This is a genomic window from Microbacterium sp. NPDC096154, assembly GCF_040302945.1.
In the GTDB taxonomy this organism is placed as follows: Bacteria; Actinomycetota; Actinomycetes; order Actinomycetales; family Microbacteriaceae; genus Microbacterium.
Genome location: NZ_JBEOSM010000001.1, coordinates 15,457 through 34,307, shown reverse-complemented (window position 1 = coordinate 34,307; position 18,851 = coordinate 15,457). Strand labels below are relative to the sequence as shown.

General features: G+C 70.5%; 17 protein-coding genes. 7 read left to right on the top strand and 10 right to left on the bottom strand.

Features of this window, described 5'->3' with window-relative positions:
* Positions 1-3 precede the first annotated feature (3 nt).
* A complete protein-coding gene (locus ABTW64_RS00145) occupies positions 4-2,097 on the bottom strand; it encodes a DNA gyrase/topoisomerase IV subunit B (protein WP_350617957.1) in 2,094 nt (697 codons plus the stop codon).
* 194 nt (positions 2,098-2,291) lie between these two features.
* On the opposite strand from ABTW64_RS00145, the gene ABTW64_RS00140 reads away from it, so the two are divergent.
* Complete coding sequence (locus ABTW64_RS00140) at positions 2,292-2,504, top strand: DUF7455 domain-containing protein (protein WP_502892286.1); 213 nt, start codon at positions 2,292-2,294, stop codon at positions 2,502-2,504.
* Between the two features lie 100 nt (positions 2,505-2,604).
* Here ABTW64_RS00140 and ABTW64_RS00135 read toward each other — a convergent pair whose 3' ends face one another.
* Both ABTW64_RS00135 and ABTW64_RS00130 read right to left on the bottom strand, forming a co-directional pair.
* Complete coding sequence (locus ABTW64_RS00135) at positions 2,605-3,636, bottom strand: alanine racemase (RefSeq protein ID WP_350617953.1); 1,032 nt, start codon at positions 3,634-3,636, stop codon at positions 2,605-2,607.
* Entirely contained in the window at positions 3,633-4,349 is a 717-nt protein-coding gene (locus ABTW64_RS00130; protein WP_350617951.1) for an alanine racemase C-terminal domain-containing protein, read from the bottom strand. The genes ABTW64_RS00135 and ABTW64_RS00130 overlap by 4 nt, the downstream gene beginning before the upstream one ends.
* Positions 4,350-4,402: 53 nt before the next feature.
* Here ABTW64_RS00130 and ABTW64_RS00125 point away from each other — a divergent pair, with 53 nt between their 5' ends.
* On the top strand, positions 4,403-5,425 hold the full coding sequence (locus ABTW64_RS00125) for a sugar-transfer associated ATP-grasp domain-containing protein (protein WP_350617949.1): 1,023 nt from the start codon (positions 4,403-4,405) through the stop codon (positions 5,423-5,425).
* Between the two features lie 111 nt (positions 5,426-5,536).
* On the opposite strand, the gene ABTW64_RS00120 is transcribed toward ABTW64_RS00125, so the two are convergent.
* From ABTW64_RS00120 to ABTW64_RS00110, 3 genes are all read right to left on the bottom strand, one after another.
* A complete protein-coding gene (locus tag ABTW64_RS00120) occupies positions 5,537-6,235 on the bottom strand; it encodes a coenzyme F420-0:L-glutamate ligase (protein ID WP_350617947.1) in 699 nt (232 codons plus the stop codon).
* Positions 6,235-7,593 carry an RNA polymerase sigma factor gene (locus ABTW64_RS00115; RefSeq protein ID WP_350617945.1) on the bottom strand — a complete coding sequence of 453 codons (1,359 nt, stop codon included), beginning with the start codon at positions 7,591-7,593 and terminating at the stop codon, positions 6,235-6,237. Before ABTW64_RS00115 ends, ABTW64_RS00120 begins: the two co-directional genes overlap by 1 nt.
* 273 nt (positions 7,594-7,866) lie before the next feature.
* Positions 7,867-8,802, bottom strand: a complete 936-nt coding sequence (locus ABTW64_RS00110; protein ID WP_350617943.1) for a proteasome assembly chaperone family protein — start codon at positions 8,800-8,802, stop codon at positions 7,867-7,869.
* 99 nt (positions 8,803-8,901) lie between these two features.
* Here ABTW64_RS00110 and ABTW64_RS00105 point away from each other — a divergent pair, with 99 nt between their 5' ends.
* The 3 genes from ABTW64_RS00105 to sucB all read left to right on the top strand — a co-directional run bounded on the left by ABTW64_RS00105 (position 8,902) and on the right by sucB (position 13,605).
* Positions 8,902-10,392 carry a leucyl aminopeptidase gene (locus ABTW64_RS00105; protein WP_350617941.1) on the top strand — a complete coding sequence of 497 codons (1,491 nt, stop codon included), beginning with the start codon at positions 8,902-8,904 and terminating at the stop codon, positions 10,390-10,392.
* The gene (lpdA, locus tag ABTW64_RS00100; RefSeq protein ID WP_350617939.1) at positions 10,389-11,762 is read left to right on the top strand and encodes a dihydrolipoyl dehydrogenase; all 1,374 of its coding nucleotides are present in this window, start codon (positions 10,389-10,391) and stop codon (positions 11,760-11,762) included. Before ABTW64_RS00105 ends, lpdA begins: the two co-directional genes overlap by 4 nt.
* Positions 11,763-11,847: 85 nt before the next feature.
* Complete coding sequence (gene sucB, locus ABTW64_RS00095; RefSeq protein WP_350617937.1) at positions 11,848-13,605, top strand: 2-oxoglutarate dehydrogenase, E2 component, dihydrolipoamide succinyltransferase; 1,758 nt, start codon at positions 11,848-11,850, stop codon at positions 13,603-13,605.
* Positions 13,606-13,677: 72 nt separating this feature from the next.
* Here the strand turns inward: sucB and ABTW64_RS00090 are convergent, their stop codons facing one another.
* On the bottom strand, positions 13,678-15,153 hold the full coding sequence (locus ABTW64_RS00090) for a hypothetical protein (protein ID WP_350617935.1): 1,476 nt from the start codon (positions 15,151-15,153) through the stop codon (positions 13,678-13,680).
* 143 nt (positions 15,154-15,296) lie between these two features.
* Here ABTW64_RS00090 and ABTW64_RS00085 point away from each other — a divergent pair, with 143 nt between their 5' ends.
* Entirely contained in the window at positions 15,297-16,004 is a 708-nt protein-coding gene (locus ABTW64_RS00085; RefSeq protein WP_350617933.1) for a DUF4191 family protein, read from the top strand.
* A 72-nt stretch (positions 16,005-16,076) separates the two neighbouring features.
* Here the strand turns inward: ABTW64_RS00085 and ABTW64_RS00080 are convergent, their stop codons facing one another.
* Positions 16,077-16,478 (bottom strand): RDD family protein, encoded by a 402-nt coding sequence (locus tag ABTW64_RS00080; protein WP_350617931.1) that lies wholly within the window; start codon positions 16,476-16,478, stop codon positions 16,077-16,079.
* A gap of 159 nt (positions 16,479-16,637) precedes the next feature.
* Here ABTW64_RS00080 and glnA point away from each other — a divergent pair, with 159 nt between their 5' ends.
* A complete protein-coding gene (glnA, locus tag ABTW64_RS00075) occupies positions 16,638-18,062 on the top strand; it encodes a type I glutamate--ammonia ligase (protein ID WP_350617929.1) in 1,425 nt (474 codons plus the stop codon).
* A gap of 159 nt (positions 18,063-18,221) precedes the next feature.
* On the opposite strand, the gene ABTW64_RS00070 is transcribed toward glnA, so the two are convergent.
* Positions 18,222-18,536, bottom strand: a complete 315-nt coding sequence (locus ABTW64_RS00070) for a hypothetical protein (RefSeq protein ID WP_350617927.1) — start codon at positions 18,534-18,536, stop codon at positions 18,222-18,224.
* Positions 18,537-18,546: 10 nt separating this feature from the next.
* On the bottom strand, positions 18,547-18,828 hold the full coding sequence (locus tag ABTW64_RS00065; RefSeq protein ID WP_350617925.1) for a hypothetical protein: 282 nt from the start codon (positions 18,826-18,828) through the stop codon (positions 18,547-18,549).
* Between the last annotated feature and the right edge of the window lie 23 nt (positions 18,829-18,851).

Genomic DNA, 18,851 nt, shown 5'->3' with positions numbered 1-18,851 from the left:
GCGTCAGGCGTCGATCGACTCGCGGCTCAGGCGGTCGGCCGATTCGACGATGAACTCGCGGCGCGGGCCGACCTCGTTGCCCATCAGCACCTCGAACACCCGACCGGCCGCTTCGGCGTCCTCGAGGCGCACGCGGCGCAGCAGACGACCGTCGCGCGCCATGGTCGTCTCGGCCAGCTGGTCGGCGTCCATCTCGCCGAGGCCCTTGTAGCGCTGGATCGGCTCCTGCCAGCGCTTGCCCGACCTGCGCAGCTTGTCGAGCAGGCGATGCAGCTCGGCCTCGCTGTAGGTGTACAGCGTCTCGTTGGGCTTGGAGCCAGGGTTGATCACGATCACGCGGTGCAGCGGCGGCACGGCGGAGAAGACACGTCCCGCCTCGACGAGCGGTCGCATGTAGCGGTAGAACAGCGTCAGCAGGAGCGTCCGGATGTGCGCACCGTCGACATCCGCGTCGCTCATCATGATCACCTTGCCGTATCGGGCGGCGTCGAGGTCGAACGTGCGGCCCGATCCGGCGCCCACGACCTGGATGATCGACGCGCATTCGGCGTTCGACAGCATGTCGCTGATCGAGGCCTTCTGCACGTTGAGGATCTTGCCCCGGATGGGCAGCAGCGCCTGGTACTCGCTGTTGCGCGCGAGCTTCGCTGTGCCGAGCGCCGAGTCACCCTCGACGATGAACAGCTCCGACTGCGCGACGTCCTGCGTGCGGCAGTCGACGAGCTTGGTCGGCAGCGACGAGCTCTCGAGCGCGTTCTTGCGGCGCTGGGTCTCCTTGTGGGCGCGGGCAGAGACGCGCGCCTTCATCTCGGAGACGACCTTGTCGAGCAGCATCGACGTCTGGTTCTTGTCGTCGCGCTTGGTGGATGCGAACCGCGCCTTCAGCTCCTCGCGAACCACCTTCGCCACGATCGAGCGCACGGCCGGCGTGCCGAGCACCTCCTTCGTCTGGCCCTCGAACTGCGGCTCCGGCACCGTGACCGTGAGCACGGCGCTGAGGCCCGCGAGGACGTCGTCCTTCTCGAGCTTGTCGCCCCCCACCTTCAGACGGCGGGCGTTCGCGGCCACCTGGTCGCGCAGCTGCTTCAGCAGCTCCTGCTCGAAGCCCTGCTGGTGCGTGCCGCCCTTGGGAGTCGAGATGATGTTCACGAACGACCGAATGGCGGTGTCGTACCCGGTCCCCCAGCGCAGCGCGATGTCGACGGTGCACTCCCGCTGCACCTCCGTCGACACCATGTGCCCGTCGGGCTGCAGCATGGGCACGGTCTCGGTGAAGTGCCCCGATCCCGTCAGCCGCCACGTGTCGGTGATGGGCGCGTCGGTGGCGAGGAAATCCACGAACTCGGAGATGCCGCCGTCGAACTTGTACGCGGTCTCGACGGGCTCGGCGCTGCCGTCCTCGCGCGGGCGCTCGTCGCGGATGACGATCTCCAGGCCCGGGACGAGGAACGCCGTCTGCCGCGCGCGGGTGACGAGGTCGTCGAGCTGGAACGCGGCGTCCTTCGTGAAGATCTGCCGGTCCGCCCAGTAGCGCACGCGCGTTCCCGTGACGCCCTTGGCGACCTTGCCGACCACGCGCAGCTCGCTGCGCTCCTCGAACGGCGTGAACGGCGCGTCCGGCCGAGGACCGCCGTCGTCGGCGAACACGCCCGGCTCCCCCCGGCGGAACGACATCGCCCAGGTCTTGCCGCCGCGATCCACCTCTACGTCGAGGCGCTCAGACAGCGCGTTCACGACCGAGGCGCCCACGCCGTGCAGACCGCCCGAAGCGGCGTAGGAGCCGCCGCCGAACTTTCCGCCCGCATGCAGCTTCGTGTACACGACCTCGACACCCGACAGCCCGGTGCGGGGCTCGACATCGACCGGCACGCCTCGACCCCGGTCGCGCACCTCGACGCTGCCATCGGCGTGCAGGATGACGTCGATACGCGATCCGTTGCCCGCGACCGCCTCGTCGACGGAGTTGTCGATGATCTCCCACAGGCAGTGCATGAGCCCCGGCGAGCCGTTCGAGCCGATGTACATGCCCGGACGCTTGCGGACGGCCTCAAGGCCTTCCAGAACCTGCAGATGATGGGCGGAGTACTCGGCGGTCACAATCTTCGATGCTATCCGCGGGCGGCTGAGCGACCCGTCTGACACTCCCTCTTGCCCTACTCCCGTCTGGGTATGAGAGGGCCTCCGTACGCGCTGAGCGAAACATGGTCAAGCCCGGGCAGGATTGCCAGGCCTGCGTGGTTATATGTGACGCATCCCGCAACCGTGGATGGATGAACGAGGAGGCAGACATGATGACGACCACAACCGAAGCCCCCGCTGTCTCCTACCGCCTCACGGCGATGGACCGCTGCGACTCGTGCGGTGCGCAGGCCTACATCGCCGCCGAGGTGAACGGCAGCGAGCTGCTGTTCTGCGCTCACCACGGCCGCAAGTACGAGGAGAAGCTGCGCGCCGTGGCGACCTCGTGGCACGACGAGACGTCGCGCCTCGACGAAGCGGAGTGATCCGCAGCAGCCCCAGGCTTCCCGCGCCCGCCGCCTCATCGAGGCGGCGGGCGCGTCGCTTCGGGCGGACGACGCAGAGCGCCGGCCCGCTGGGTCGGGATCAGTCGACGAGGACGCGCGGGATGAGAGGCGAGAGCCGCAGCGGCAGCTCCTCGCCGACCGTGCCGATCGCCTCGGCGAGCGTCGTCGCCGACGACTCCCCGGCCTCGCCGGGGCCGAAGACCCGCACCTCGTCACCGCGGGCCGCACCCGACCACGCCGCCACGACGGAGGTCGTGAGGCCGACCGACAGCAGGTGGCGAGGCCCCGCCGGCGTGCCCACCGCGACGCGCCCGCCGAGTGTCGACGGGAGGCCGTCGAGCGATCCGATGCCGACCTCCACTCCGTCTGGGCCCACGGCGGTGACCAGCGCGACCAGCGCCGCCGCGGGGACGATGCCCGGCAGCTCGGGGCCGTCGGCCGAACGGATGCCGTAGCAGAACGCGCCGACCCTCACCAGCTCGTAGCGGAACTCGGGGCGAGCCCAGCCCGCGGCGCTGGCCGCGAGATGCCGTACCTCGGGGTCGAGGCCGCTCTCTCGGGCGGCTGCCACGGCCGCGTCGAATGCCGCGCGCGCGTCGTCGTCGTCCGCGTCGCTCGCCTCGGCGATGTGGCTCCAGATGCCGGCCACGCGGATGCGCCCCTCGCGCTGGAGCTGCGCGGCCCGCGAGACGAACGCCGGCCAGTCCTCGGGGCGCACCCCGTTGCGGTGCAGACCCGTGTCGATCTTCAGATGCACGACGGCGCGCGTGTCGGCGACCTCCGCGATCCGCTCGAGGTAGGCCGCGTCACCCACCCCCAGCTCCAGGCCGTCTGCGAGGGCCGCGCGCGCCTCGTGCGGGCCCAGCGTGAGCCAGCAGAAGACACGGGCGCGGTCGCCGACGACCGCCTTCGCGCGAGCGGCGCTGCGCGGGTCGATCGCGCCCAGCCACCGCACGCCCTCGGCCGCGGCGATCTCGGCGATCGCCTCGACGCCGTGTCCGTACGCGTCGTCCTTCACGACCATGAGCAGGTCGGAAGGTGCGATGCGGGCGCGCACCGCGGCGATGTTCGCGGCGATGCGTGAGCGCGACACCTGCAGCTCCGCGCTCATGCGGCCGCCCCCTGATCGTCGGGACGTGCGTCCTGGGCCTCGCGTTCGACATGAAGACCCACCGTGCATACGAGCTCCGCGGGCGAGAGTCCCGTGACCTCCGCCCACCGAGCCAGCGCATCTCGCACCCGTCCGGATCCGAAGAACACGGCGCGATCCCCTGCCTCCACGGGCCCATCGCCGACGTCGACGACGCAGACGTCCATGGCCACCCGCCCGACGATGGGCCGCAGCGCGCCGCCGACCTCGACCGACGCGCGATTGCCCAGCGCGCGCACGACGCCCTCCGCGTAGCCGCCCGCGACCAGCGCGATGCGCGTGTCTTCCGCCGCACGGTGCGTGTAGCCGTACGAGACGCCCTCGCCCGCGAGCAGCCGCTTCGTCGAGAGCACCGGGCTCACGAGCGACATCACGGGCGCGCCCCCCGTCCCCGGCATCCCGTACAGCAGCGCGCCGTTCTGGGGGGCCGCGTCCACGACCCGCAAGCCGAGCGACTCCGCGAGGGCGCGATCGCGCGCGTCGACCGCCACGCGGCGGATGCCGGCACGAGCCGCCGTGCGTGCAGCGAGCTCGGCTCCGTGTCCCCACGCGTCGCGGCGCAGGTCGGCAACCGCGTCCGCGTCGCGCGCCTGCAGCAGGCGGGCGTTCGCGAGGAGAGCGGACCGGGAGATGAGCGCGAGGGGGGATGCGCGCCGGGGGTTCGGCCAGGTCACCGACCTAGACTAACCCGGGGACGGATCCGTCCCGCTGACCCCTCGGAGTGTGCATGACTGACAACCGCCTCGGCCTCGCCGGCAAGTTCCGCTACCTCGCCGAGCGCGCCCGCCGCATCGACATCAAGTCGGTCGCCGCGCGCGCGAGAGAGGTGCACGAGCAGCACGGCGCGTGGACGCCCAAGGTGTTCGCGGACATGCTCTGGTCGGCCGCACGGCATGATGTCGCCTTCCAGGACTACGTCGACTACGACTTCGCGATCCTGTCGAAGGGCGAGCGCGGGACCTACATGACCCATCCGGTGTCGATGCAGCTCGCGGCTCGCTTCGCGCGCAAGGACAAGCGCGTGCTGTTCGAGAACAAGATCGAGTTCAACAAGGTCTTCTCCGACTTCCTCAAGCGCGACTGGCTCGTCGTCGAGTCGGGCAATGCCGACGCCGTGCGCGCGTTCGGCGAGAGGCACGGCACGTTCATCGCCAAGGTGCCCGTCAGCCACATGGGGTTAGGAGTGCGGCGGTATCACGCGTCGGACGTCACCGACTGGGACGCCTTCCACCGCGGGCTGCTCGAGCGCGACGAGCTGCTGCTGGAGGAGGTCATCTCGCAGCACGCCGATCTCGCGGCCGTCTGCCCCGGCACCGTCAACACCACGCGCATCACAGCCTTCTTCGACGGCCAAGAGGCGCACATCCTGGCGATCGCGCAGAAGTTCGGACGTGGCTCCGTGAGCGACCAGATGTCGTACGGCGGGTTCTACACGATGCTGCATGACGACGGCCGGGCGTTCGGCGCGGGCTACGACTCGCACGGCCATGTGCACGAGACGCACCCGGACACGGGCTTCCGGATCGCCGACTTCCGACTGCCGTTCATGGACGAGGTCAAGGCCTTCATCGAGCAGGTCGCCCGCGTGGTGCCCGAGGTGCAGTACGTCGGCTGGGACGTCGTGGTCACGCCCACGGGTCCCGTGCTGGTCGAGGGCAACTGGGGCGCCGGCGTCTACGAGAACAAGCCCAGCGTCACGGGGATCCGCACCGGTCACAAGCCGCGCTACCGGGCCGCCATCGGCTTCTAGCCGAGACACGACGATGGCCCCTCCTCGCGGAGGGGCCATCGTCGTGTGAGCGCGACGCCCGCCGACGCGGGCGACACCTAAGGGCGCCTTTGCGGATGCGGGCGGCGTGAGCTAGAGGACGCGGACGATCCCCATCGGCGTCGACTGGTGGCCCTGGCCGAGCGGGTTGTCGCCCAGGATGCGCACCAGGCGCTTCTCCCCCGCCTTGTCCAGCGTGGAGCCCAGGATGTTGCCGCCGATGTCGTTGATGTCGACGACCGCGACGTCGATGCCGCCGCCGAGCAGCTGCTGAACGTGGCGCGCCACCTCGCGCGGGCGCTCCGGCCCGAGCACGACCGCCTGGTTGTACGGCGGGATGGTGCCGCTGGTCGGACCGTCGATCGCACGCGCCTTGTCGCCGGCGATCCGATAGAAGTCGCCCTTCCGACCGAGCTTCTTCGTGACGGCCGCGACGGCGGCCGCGAACAGGATGCGCGGCACACCGCACTCACGCAGCGCCATCTCCATGGTCTCGGGCATGCCGAGCCCGATGCCGTGCGGGGTCTTCACGACGTAGCGCGACAGGAACCGTGCGAGCTTGCGGGGCTGGATGTCGCTGAGCAGGTACGAGCGTCCCTGCGTGATCGCGACGATCTTCTCCGTCACGAACAGCAGGTCGCCCGGCTGCACCGCGCCCGCGGCGTAGGTGGCGACGACCTCGTCCAGGTCGTCCTCGGGCATCACGACGCGCGTGCGCAGCGGGATGCGCTGCACCTTCTCGCCGTCGATCTCGACTTCGAGGGCCTTGCCCTCGTTCGCGGCCGCCGACATCACTCGAGGTAGTCGCGCAGCGACTGCGACCGGCTCGGGTGACGCAGCTTCGCCATCGTCTTGGACTCGATCTGGCGGATGCGCTCGCGCGTGACGCCGAACGTGTCGCCGATCTGGTCCAGCGTCTTGGGCTGTCCGTCGCCGAGGCCGAAGCGCATCCGGATGACGCCCGCCTCACGCTCGGAGAGAGAGTCGAGCAGGCTCTCGAGCTGACGCTGCAGCATCGTGAACCCGACCGCGTCGGCCGGAACGACCGCTTCGGTGTCCTCGATCAGGTCACCGAACTCGCTGTCGCCGTCCTCACCCAGAGGCGTGTGCAGGGAGATCGGCTCGCGGCCGTACTTCTGCACCTCGATGACCTTCTCCGGGGTCATGTCGAGCTCCTTCGAGAGCTCCTCGGGCGTGGGCTCGCGGCCCAGGTCCTGCAGCATCTGGCGCTGCACGCGGGCGAGCTTGTTGATGACCTCGACCATGTGCACCGGGATGCGGATCGTGCGGGCCTGGTCGGCCATGGCACGTGTGATCGCCTGACGGATCCACCAGGTGGCGTACGTCGAGAACTTGAAGCCCTTGGTGTAGTCGAACTTCTCGACGGCGCGGATGAGGCCCAGGTTGCCCTCCTGGATCAGATCCAGGAACTGCATGCCGCGGCCCGTGTAGCGCTTGGCGAGCGAGACGACCAGACGCAGGTTGGCGCCGAGCAGGTGAGACTTGGCGCGCTGACCGTCGCGGGCCACCCACTGCAGGTCGAGACCGAGCTGGCTCGACTTCTCGGCCGCCGACATCTTCGACAGCTTCTCCTCGGCGAACAGGCCCGCCTCGATGCGCATCGCGAGGTCGACCTCCTCCGCCGCGTTCAGCAGCGGGACCTTGCCGATCTGCTTCAGGTAGTCCTTGACCGGATCGGCCGTGGCTCCCGTGATCTGCGTCGAGTAGACCGGGACCTCGTCCTCGTCGCTCGACGTGATGACGATCGCGCCCGTGGGCAGCGGCTCGGTGACGGCCTTCTTCGGCGCCTCGTCCTCGTCGGACGCCTCCGCGGGCTCGTCCTTGCCCGCGTCGGCCTCGTCGAGCTCGACCTCGTCCTCGAGCTCGACGGCCTCGTCGTCGTCGGGCTCCTCGGACGCCTTCTTCGAGGCGGACTTCTTCGGTGCGGCCTTGGCCGCGGTCTTCTTGGCGGGCGCCTTGCGGGCGGGCTTCTCCCCGGCGTCGCCCTCCGCCTTCTTGGCGGCCGACGTCTTCCGTGCCGTCGTCTTGGCGGCAGTCGTCTTCGCGGTGGTGGGCTCGACGGCCTCCTCCGCTTCAGCAGTGTCCTTCTTCTTCGCGGTGCTCCGCGGAGTCTTCGTGGCAGTAGTCACGTTTCGCCTTTCACCGGCGGCGCCGCGCGCCGCGCCCCCGGGTGTGTTCGGGCACTAGTAAGACCCTTGTCAAGTCCGGCGCCGTGTGGTGCGCCGTCCTGCCAACGGGTCGGACCCTCATTCTCTCACACGTCCGGCCGCGCACCGGACGCACGCGTGGAGCGTCTCAGACCACAACGCGCCCAGCCGGGCGCGCATTCCCGGAACGGCGACACACGGGTCGACCCTGGTCGCGCGCCGTTCCGGCCGGGGCGCGGGCTCTTCGTGCGCCGCTCAGCCCGCGCGCTTGTCGTCGTCGCCGTTCGGGCGTGACGCCAGGAAGCGCTCCAGCTCCGCCGCCAGCTCGTCGGCGCTGGGCAGCTCGCCCTCTCGCAGGCCGGCGACGGTGGGCGTGCCGCCCACGCCGAGTCCCGCGGCATATGCGTCGTAGCGCTCCTCGAGACCGTGCACCATCCTGCCGAGCTCGTCATTGCCGGAGATCTGGTCTTCGACCTTGCCCAGGTACTCGCGGTTCTCGACGTACAGCTCGTCCATCGTGAACACGAGTCCCGTGGCAGCCATGAGCTTGTCGAGCGCGGCGATCGTGGCTGCGGGGTAGTCCGTCTCGGCGAGGTAGTGCGGAACCAGCAGCACGAACCCCGCCGTCTCGAAGCCGGACTCCACGAAGCGGTACTCGAGGAGGTGTCCGATCGTCGCCGGAACCTGCGTGCGCGGATGCCAGATCGAGTGCGCCTCGATGAGGTCGGCCCGGTTGCCGCTCACCGTGACGCCGAGAGTGCGCGTGTGCGGCACCGGCATGGCGATGGCGTGGACCCAGGTCATGGACGACACCGCGAAGCGGTCGGCGAAGTCGACCGCCGCAGCCACGAAGGCGTCCCACGCGAAGTCCGGCTCGTACCCCGACAGCAGCAGGAAGGGCTGGCCCAGCGCGTCGTGAGCGAGCGAGAGCTCGAGCCGCGGGGGCCGGTAGTCGCTGAGGTGATCCTGCTCGAACGTGACGATCGGACGACGCGCCCGGTAGTCGAGCAGCGTGTCGTTCGAGAACACCGCGACGGGGCGGGGATCGAGCTCCTCCCGCGCGAAGTCGATCAGGCCCGCGACGGCCCCTCCGGCGTCGGTGAAGCCGGTCATCAGGATGACCAGCGGAAGGCCGTCCGGCACGATGGGCGCATTCGCCACCCGCTCGTAGATGTCACCAGTCGAGGGCATGCATCCATGCTACGAGCCGGGAGCCGTACGGGTCTCCGTTCCGCTCTGCGCGTATCGTCGCGACACCCCCTCCTCGCAGGCCCTCCTAGGATGGACAGCATGCCGATTCCCGCCCTCGCGCTGACCGAAGACCGTTTCCCCACCGAGAGCGCGGAGGCCGCGATTCTGGCGATCCCGTCGTTCAGCGGTGAGGAGCCTCTCTCGCAGTTCCCGGGCCTGCGCCGCGCACTGGATGCGATCGGCTTCACGGGGGCGAAGAACTCGTTCGCCCGCGTATACGCCCCGGACGTCGCCGACCTCCCCCTCGCCGTCGTCGGTCTCGGGTCCGAGCCGGACGCCGGCGCGGTGCGGGACGCGGTGGGCACCGCGGCGCGGCTGCTCACCGGCTTCGACACGGTCGCGGTTCACGTCGCCGCCGACGTCGACGACGCCTGGCGCGCCGCGGCGGAGGGCGCGGCGCTCGGGGCGTACTCGTTCACCTCGTACAAGACCGAGGATCCGGAGAAGGCCGCGAAGAAGCGGCGCGCGCGCTCCGTGCTCGTGCACGTGCCGGGCCCGGTGGACGACGCGCAGCTCGACGGCGTGCGGGCGGGCGCCGAAGCCGTCGCGCTCGTGAAGGACCTCGTCTCCACTCCCGCCGACCGACAGAGCCCCGCGCAGCTGGCCGAGGCGGCGACCGTCGCGACGGACGGACTCGACATCGACGTGACCGTCTACGACGAAGCGGCGCTCGAGGAGGGCGGCTTCGGCGGCATCCTGGGCGTCGGCCGAGGCTCCGACCGCCCCCCGCGCCTCGTGCGCCTGGAGTGGGCACCTCGTGATGCCGAGCGCCACGTCGCACTGGTCGGAAAGGGCATCACTTTCGATACCGGCGGACTCTCCCTGAAGCCCGCCACGGCCATGCTCGGCATGAACGAGGACATGACCGGCGCCGCGGAGGTCCTCGCAGTCGTGCGTGCCGCCGCCCAGCTGAACCTGCCCGTGCGCGTGACGGCCTGGATGTGCCTCGCTGACAACATGCCCTCGGGGCGCGCGACGCGTCCGGGCGACGTGCTGACCATGCTCGACGGCACGACGGTCGAGGTGACCAACACCGACGCCGAGGGGCGCCTGGTGCTGGCCGACGGCCTCGTCGCGGCCAGCCGCGAGCAGCCGGACGTGATCGTCGATGTCGCCACGCTCACGGGCGCCATCCTGGTGGCCCTGGGCACGCGCCACACGGGCGTGATGGGACACGGCGACGCGGTCGACGCGTTCCTGCGCGCGGCTGACCGCACAGGCGAGCTGGCCTGGCCGCTGCCTCTCCCCGAGCACATCGCCGAGCAGCTGGACTCACGCATCGCCGACATGCGCAACGCCGATATGGGCAACCGCAACGGCGGCTCGATGTTCGCGGGACTCTTCCTGCAGCGCTTCGTGGGCCGCACGGGTGAGGGCGACGACGCGCCCCGCATCCCGTGGGTCCACCTCGACATCGCCGGATCCGCCATGAGCGTGAACAGTCCCTTCGGCTACACCGACAAGGGCCCCACGGGCGCCACGGTGCGCGCGCTCATCGACTTCGTCGCAGCGGGCGGAGAGGTGCAGTGACGGCACACGACTTCGATGTCGTCGTGCTCGGCGGCGGCAGCGGCGGCTACGCCGCCGCCCTGCGCGCGGCCGAGCTCGGCAAGCGGGTCGCCCTCATCGAGAAGGACCGGCTCGGTGGCACGTGCCTGCATCGCGGCTGCATCCCGACCAAGGCGCTGCTGCACGCGGCGGAGATCGCCGACGCGGTGAGGGAGGCCGGCGCATACGGTGTCTCGGCGTCGCTCGGCGGCATCGACCCGGTCGGTCTCCGTGCATACCGCGAGGGCATCGTGGCCAAGAAGTTCAAGGGTCTCGAGGGTCTGGTGGCGCGCCGAGGCATCACCGTCGTGGCAGGCGAGGGCCGGCTCGAGCCGGGCCGCACCGTGCGCGTCGGCGACGACACATACACCGGCGCGGATGTCGTGCTGGCCACCGGCTCGTACAGCCGCACGCTTCCGGGTCTCGAGCCCGGAGGCCGCATCCTGACGAGCGAGACCGCTCTCGCGCTCGACGAGGCGCCGGGCAGCCTGGTCGTCCTGGGGGGCGGCGTGATCGGCGTCGAGTTCGCGAGCGCGTGGCGCTCGTTCGGCGCCGAGGTCACCATCGTCGAGGCGCTCGACCACCTCGTCCCCAACGAGGACATCGCGCTCAGCAAGGGACTCGAGCGCGCGTACCGCAAGCGCGGCATCCAGACCCGTCTGGGCGTGCGATTCGCGTCCGCGAGCCAGGACGCCGACGGCGTGACCGTGACCCTCGAAGACGGCGAGTCGCTGCGCGCGGACTATCTGCTCGTCGCGGTGGGGCGCGGTCCGGCCACCTCCGGACTCGGCTTCGAGGATGCCGGCGTCGCGCTCGACCGCGGCTTCGTGGTCGCGGACGAGCGGCTGCGCACCGGCGTGGACGGCGTGTGGGCGGTGGGAGACATCGTGCCCGGCCTGCAGCTCGCCCATCGCGGCTTCCAGCAGGGCGTCTTCGTCGCGGAGGCCATCGCGGGGCTCGATCCCGTGCCCGTGCCCGAGACGCAGATCCCCAAGGTCACCTATTCCCACCCGGAGGTCGCTTCGGTCGGGATCACCGAGGCCCAGGCCGTCGCCCAGCACGGGGCGGAGGGGGTGAGGGCGTACGAGTACAACCTCGCCGGCAACGGCAAGAGCGAGATCATCGGCACGACGGGTCTGGTCAAGGTCGTCCGTCGCGTCGAGGGGCCGGTTCTCGGCGTCCATCTCATCGGCGACCGAGTCGGCGAGCTCATCACCGAGGGCCAGCTCGCGGTCGCCTGGGAGGCGCACCCCGAGGACATCGCCCCGCTCATCCACGCGCATCCCACGCAGAGCGAGGCCCTGGGCGAGGCGTTCCTCGCCCTCGCCGGCAAGCCGCTCCACGCGGTCTGAACGGCGCCGACCGGCGTACGCGCGTCAGCACGAGCGCACATCACTAAGCTGTAAGACGTATCCAAATCCTGAAGGAGACTCCGACATGAGTACTTCCGTGGTCCTCCCCGAGCTCGGCGAGAGCGTCACCGAGGGAACGGTCACCCGCTGGCTGAAGAAGGTCGGCGACACGATCGCCGTCGACGAGGCCCTGCTGGAGATCTCGACCGACAAGGTCGACACCGAGATCCCGTCGCCCGTCGCGGGCGTGATCGAGGAGATCCTCGTTCAGGAGGACGAGACCGTCGAGGTCGGCGCCGTTCTGGCGAAGATCGGCGACGGCTCTGGCGCGTCGGCCCCCGACGAAGCACCGTCCGCCGCGGCCCCGGCGGCCGAGGCTGCCCCGCAGGAGCAGCCGGCGCAGCAGGAGCAGCCGGCGCAGCCCGCACCCGCGCAGGAGGCTCCCGCTGAGCAGGGCACGCCCGCTGAGCCGCAGGCGCCCTCCGGTGAGGGCACCGACATCGTGCTTCCCGAGCTCGGCGAGAGCGTCACCGAGGGAACGGTCACCCGCTGGCTGAAGAAGGTCGGCGACGAGGTCGCCGTCGACGAGGCCCTGCTCGAGATCTCGACCGACAAGGTCGACACCGAGATCCCCTCCCCGATCGCGGGCGTGATCCAGGAGATCCTGGTCGCCGAGGACGAGACCGTCGAGGTCGGCTCGGTGCTGGCTCGCGTCGGCAGCGGTGCCCCGGCTCCCGCCGAGCAGGCACCGGCAGCCGAGCAGGCGCCCGCCGAGCAGGCACCGGCGACCGAGGCCCCCGCGCCGGCGCAGACCGAGGCTCCGGCCGCGCCCGAGGCGCCCGCCGAGGCTCCGGCACAGGCGGCGCCCGCTGACCAGGCGCCGAAGGCAGAGCCCCAGGCGCCCACGTTCACGCCGTCGGCCGATGACGACAAGGTCTACGTCACTCCCCTGGTGCGTCGTCTCGCCGCTCAGCACGGAATCGACCTGGCCACCGTCACCGGCACGGGCGTCGGCGGTCGCATCCGCAAGGAGGACGTGCTGAAGGCCGCCGAGAACGCCGCGGCTCCGGCCGCCGGCGGCGCGGCTCCCGCCCAGGCGGCGCCCGCCACGAAGCTCGAGGTCTCGGAGCTGCGCGGCACGACGCAGCCGATGTCGCGCCTGCGCAAGGTGCTGGCCTCGCGCGCGGTCGAGTCGATGCAGTCGACCGCGCAGCTCACGACGGTCGTCGAGGTCGACGTCACGAAGCTGGCCGGCTTCCGCGACCAGGTGAAGGGCGAGTTCCAGTCGAAGACCGGCGACAAGCTGTCGTTCCTGCCGTTCTTCGCCCTCGCGGCCGCCGAAGCCCTGCAGGCGTACCCGATCATCAACTCGACGCTCGACGGTGAGAACATCGTCTACCCGCCGAGCGAGAACCTCTCGATCGCGGTCGACACGCCGCGCGGACTGCTGACGCCGGTGCTGCGCGACGCGGGCTCGAAGAACCTGGCGCAGATCGCTCACGAGATCGCCGACCTCGCGGCTCGCACGCGTGACAACAAGCTGAAGCCCGACGAGCTCGCAGGTGGCACGTTCACCCTCACGAACACCGGCTCCCGCGGGGCCCTGTTCGACACTCCGGTCGTGTTCCTGCCGCAGTCGGCCATTCTCGGCACGGGCGTCGTGTTCAAGCGCCCTGGCGTGGTGAAGGTGGATGGCGTCGAGGCGATCGGCATCCGCTCGTACGTCTACCTCGCCCTGTCGTACGACCACCGCACGATCGACGGCGCGGACGCGGCTCGCTTCCTGGGAGCGGTCAAGTCGCGTCTGGAGGAGGCGGCCTTCGCCGGCGACCTCGGCATCTGATCGATCACGCGAGAAGGGGGCTTCGGCCGGCGGCTGCCGGCCGAAGCCCCCTTCTCCTCGCCGATCGCATCGTCAGGAGGGCCCCTCGGGGGCCAGCGGGTGGGCGGAGCGCAGCAGCCAGCGGCCCTCGAGCCGCACCAGCTGCAGCAGCAGCGCGCCCTCACCGTCGTCGCTGTCCGCGCGCATCACCGCCACGTCGCCGTAGTCGTCCAGCAGACGGGGCAGCCCCGCCGCGGCGACGAGGCCCAGCGCCTCCTCCGAGAGCGGCTCCGCAGCCCGTTCGTCGCGCACCTCGAGGCAGAGGGGGTCGCCATGAGAGGCGCAGTCCCGCAGGGCCGAGAGCACACGCGCCCCGGCCTCGGTCGTCGGCTCGTCGCCCGCGTCGGCTGCGTCGCCTGCGTCGCCCGCGGCCGTCGGCTCCGCGGTCGCTGTGGGACTGGCCGCGGGAGGCGTCGCGACCGCCGTGTGCGCGTCGGCCGACGGTGCCTCCGTCGGCCAGAGCAGCCCGCCCGCCAGGACCAATGCCGCGGCCCCTCCGCCGACGAGCGCCGGCATCCCACGCGGCCCGGTGCGCCGCCGGCTCACGGCGGCCCTCATACGATCGGCGACGTCCGCGACCGCCTCCGGGATGCCGGTGTCGATGAGCTCCGCGATCGGTCCCCGGAAGACGTCGCGCAACGCGGAGGCGCGGCCGGACACCGCGCGTGCGCGCATCGGGCGGATGTCGTCGCGCACGACGACATCCTGCGCGAGCTCGTCCTGCGCGACGTCAGGATGCGCGCGGTCTGCGCCAGGGGTGTGAGCGCCGGCCGCCGGCCGGCCCTGGGCACCCCGCGACGGACCCTGCTCTATCGCGCGCGGCGCGCACGCTTCGAACAGCGAGTCCTCCAGGGCGGGAAGCGACCGCCCCAAGCGACGCGGGCGCTCCAGCGCCTCACGAGCCTGTTCGAGCAGCCGCAGCAGCACCCGGTCGCGCGTGTGCATGGCCGCCTGCGCCAGCAGAGCCCGCGACGACTCCGCCACCGCGGCGCCCTCTTCCGTGCGTGCGAACAGCGGACGTCCTTGGTCGTCCATCCACCAGGCGCCCGATGGGCCGTCGCCGTCCGCGGGCACGGCCGTCCACGCCTCGCGCGTGCCCCTCAGCAGGCTCACCGCCAGCGTCACCAGCTCGCCCCCGCTCAGCGGCGCACCCGACGCGGCACGGGCGGCGAGCAGGCGCGACGCCTGCACACGGCACCAGGGCAGCTCGACGTCGTGCCCGTCGCCGCGGCGCACCACGTCGACGGGCGTCAGAAGATGCTGCGGCCGGTCGCCGGGTGGCGAGAACGCCACGCGCGAGGCGGCGGCCTCGTCCGCCAGCACCACACGGCGGTCGTCGACCGCGGCCAGGACACCCTCGACGGGAGCCTCCGGTGGCGTCACGCGACGGATCGGGCGATACGCGTCGGTCAGGACCGCGCCGAGGCCGCGCTCCCGCGCGGTGGCGTGGCGTGCGGGATGGGAGGGGCGTGTTGGAGCGGGCCCGAGTGGAGTGTCGGCGTCGGCCATGGCGCCATCCTTCGCGTCCGTGCGGCCTCCCGGCACGAGCTCGGATCGTTGTGAGCGGGCTCGACCTCATCGCGGTGCTGTGGACGGCCGAGAGGGCCTGAAACCGGTCCGGTGCATCGCTCGCGACTCCGTAGACTGGAGGCATGGCAGCACGCACGCCCGAGGCAGAGAAGCGCCCGGGATTCTTCCGGCAGATCAGGTCCCTGTTCACCTTCACGCGCGAGGTGTACCCCTGGCTCGGCTGGGTGCTGCTCGGCATCCTCATCGCCGGCGTGCTGCTCGGCGAGCTGATCGCCCTGCTGATCCAGCCCGACGTGTGGGGCTTCATCCTGTGGGGCATCGCCGGCCTGATGCTCGGCGCACTCGCGGCGATGATGACCATGACGCGCATCTCGACGAAAGCGATGTACCGCAAGATCGATGGGATGCCCGGTGCCGCCGGCCACGTGCTGTCGACCATGCTGGGCCGCAACTGGCGCGCCAGCGAGATGCCTGTGGGCGTGAACCCGAAGACGCAGGAGGCGGTCTACCGCGCGGTGGGCCGCGGCGGCGTTGTGATCGTGGGCGAGGGCGCTCGCGGGCGCCTGACCCGCCTGATGCGCGATGAGCGCATGAAGGTCAGCCGCGTGGCGGCCGGAGTGCCCGTGCACGAGCTCTACATCGGCCACGGCGAGGATGAGGTGCCCATCTCGAAGCTCGCGAGCACCGTCAAGTCGTACCCCAAGGCGATCGACCGTGCCACGATGGGCGCCGTCGTGCAGCGCATCGAGTCGGTCTCCCAGTCACTCGCGTCGCTGCCGATTCCCAAGGGCATCGACCCCACGCGGGCGCGCGCACCGCGCCCTCGCTGACCCACGTCACGCGAAAGGCCCCGCTTCGTGCGGGGCCTTTCGCGTATGCGGATCGGGACGGGCGAGCGCTGACTATGCGCGCACGAGAACCGTGCGTGCCGCGCGGTCGTGAAGCCCACGCTGATCGGGATCCCAGATCACGGCGGGGATCAGCAGCACGAGCAGGGCGGTGCGCACGATGGGGCGCCACACGCCGGTCCAACCGCCCCCCTCCACCTGCAGGCGCATGCCGAGCAGGCGATGCCCCGGGCTGCCCCCGATCGTCGGGATGAACAGGATGTGGATGACGGCGAACACCAGCATCGTGGCGATCGCGTCGTACTCGAAGAAGGCGATCGAGATCACCACCGCGGCCGCCCAGTCGATCGCCAACCCGGCCAGGCGACGCGGCACGCGCGCGACGCTTCCCCGACCGCTCGGAGGCAGGCCGAGACGCTGACCGGGATACGTGTCTTCCGAGGCGGACAGGCTCATCCGTCCAGCCTACGTGGCCCGCAATGGCGCGCCTTCGACCGCCGCGTAACACGCTCGAAACATGAGGGACACCCTCGGGCAATGCCTTCCGGATACGTTCGTCGCGTCACCTGTGTTCCAGGCGATCCCCACCCGAAGTCCCACCAATCTGGAGCCGCAATGTTCAACGACTCATCCGAGGTGCTGAAGTTCATCAAGGACGAGGACGTCAAGTTCCTCGACATCCGCTTCACCGACCTTCCCGGCGTGCAGCAGCACTTCAACATCCCGGCTTCCACGGTCGACGAGGACTTCTTCACGGTCGGCCAGCTCTTCGACGGCTCCTCGATCCGCGGTTTCGCGAACATCAACGAGTCGGACATGCAGCTGATCCCCGACGTCACCACGGCGTACGTCGACCCCTTCCGCGAGGCCAAGACCCTGGTCATGGTCTTCGACATCTACAACCCTCGCAACGGCGAGATCTACGCCAAGGACCCGCGCCAGGTCGCCAAGAAGGCCGAGAAGTACCTCGCCTCGACCGGCATCGCCGACACCGCGTTCTTCGCCCCCGAGGCCGAGTTCTTCATCTTCGACGATGTGCGCTACGAGGTCTCGCAGGGCAAGAGCTTCTACTCCGTCGACTCCGAGGAGGCCGCGTGGAACTCCGGCCGCGAGGAGGAGGGCGGCAACCTCGCCAACAAGACCCCGTACAAGGGCGGCTACTTCCCGGTGTCGCCGGTCGACAAGCAGGCCGACATCCGCGACGACATCGTGCTCAAGCTCATCGAGGTGGGCCTCGAGGTCGAGCGCTCGCACCACGAGGTGGGCACCGCCGGCCAGGCCGAGATCAACTACAAGTTCGACACGATGGTGCACGCGGCGGACGACGTGCTGAAGTTCAAGTACATCGTCAAGAACACGGCCCTGGAATGGGGCAAGACCGCGACGTTCATGCCGAAGCCGCTGTTCGGCGACAACGGCTCGGGCATGCACGTCCACCAGTCGCTGTGGAGCGAGGGCAAGCCGCTCTTCTACGACGAGAAGGGCTACGCGCAGCTGTCGGACATCGCGCGCTGGTACATCGGTGGCCTCCTGAAGCACGCCCCCGCCGTGCTCGCGTTCACGAACCCCACGCTGAACAGCTACCACCGTCTGGTGAAGGGCTTCGAGGCTCCGGTCAACCTGGTCTACTCGGCCGGCAACCGCTCGGCGGCCATCCGCATCCCGATCACCGGCTCGAACCCCAAGGCCAAGCGCCTCGAGTTCCGCGCCCCCGACGCGTCGGGCAACCCGTACCTGGCGTTCGCGGCGCAGCTGATGGCCGGCATCGACGGCATCAAGAACCGCATCGAGCCGCACGAGCCGGTCGACAAGGACCTCTACGAGCTCCCGGCCGAGGAGGCCAAGAACATCCCGCAGGTGCCGAACTCGCTGCTCGACTCGCTCGAGGCGCTCTCGGCCGACCGCGAGTTCCTCACGGCCGGCGGCGTGTTCACCGACGAGCTGATCGACACGTGGATCGAGTACAAGTACGAGAACGAGATCCTGCCGATGCAGCAGCGCCCGCACCCGTTCGAGTTCGAGCTGTACTTCGGCGTGTGAAATAGCCTCCTGACGGGCAGAGGCCCCGTCCCCCATGATTCCGCGCGAGGCGTTGGAAACACTGGGGACGGGGCCTCTCTCGTTGATGCTGTTCGGTGTTCTTCGGTGTTGCTCGATTCGCTCCGTTTACAGCCCAATTACAGCCGGAGCGCGTTGAGCTCACGGAGCGCCGAGGGCGCGACGTCGCGCTTCGGCGTGCTCCTCCTCCGTGATGCGCCCCGCAGCTCGGAGCTGGTCGAGCTCCGTCAGCCGGGCGTCGAGCGACTGGGGCTCGCCCGCTCCTGACGTCGCGGCCGGCGTGGGCTCGGTCCAGCGTCGAGCGCGAGACGCGGACCAGATGCCGACGATGATGAGGCCGATGCTCAGCCAAGCGATGACCGGCGTGGGGCCCAGCATCACGTTGAGGAAGAAGAGGATGGCTCCTCCACCGATGCCACCCCAGGCGAGGGAGATGTACGACTGCTTGTTCCACATGGCGCAGACGCTAGCGTGTCGAGGCGCTTCGTGAGGCGCGCTGCTCCCGGCGAGTGACTGCGTTGCGCCAGACGACGGTCTCCCGCTGTCCTCGGTCGGTGTACCAGCGCACCACGACGACGCGGTCGTTCCATCCGGCAGCGACAGCCTCCACGTGCTCAGCGACCCTGTGCGGCCACGAGATCCACGCGTAGACCGCTGGGTGCTCCTTGTGCCATTCGATCGGCTGCGGGCCCCACGCAGCGTCGGGCAGGGTGCACGGGGCGATGCTGGTCAGGGCGATCTCGAGCATGTGCCGACGTGCCGCGCGGCCGG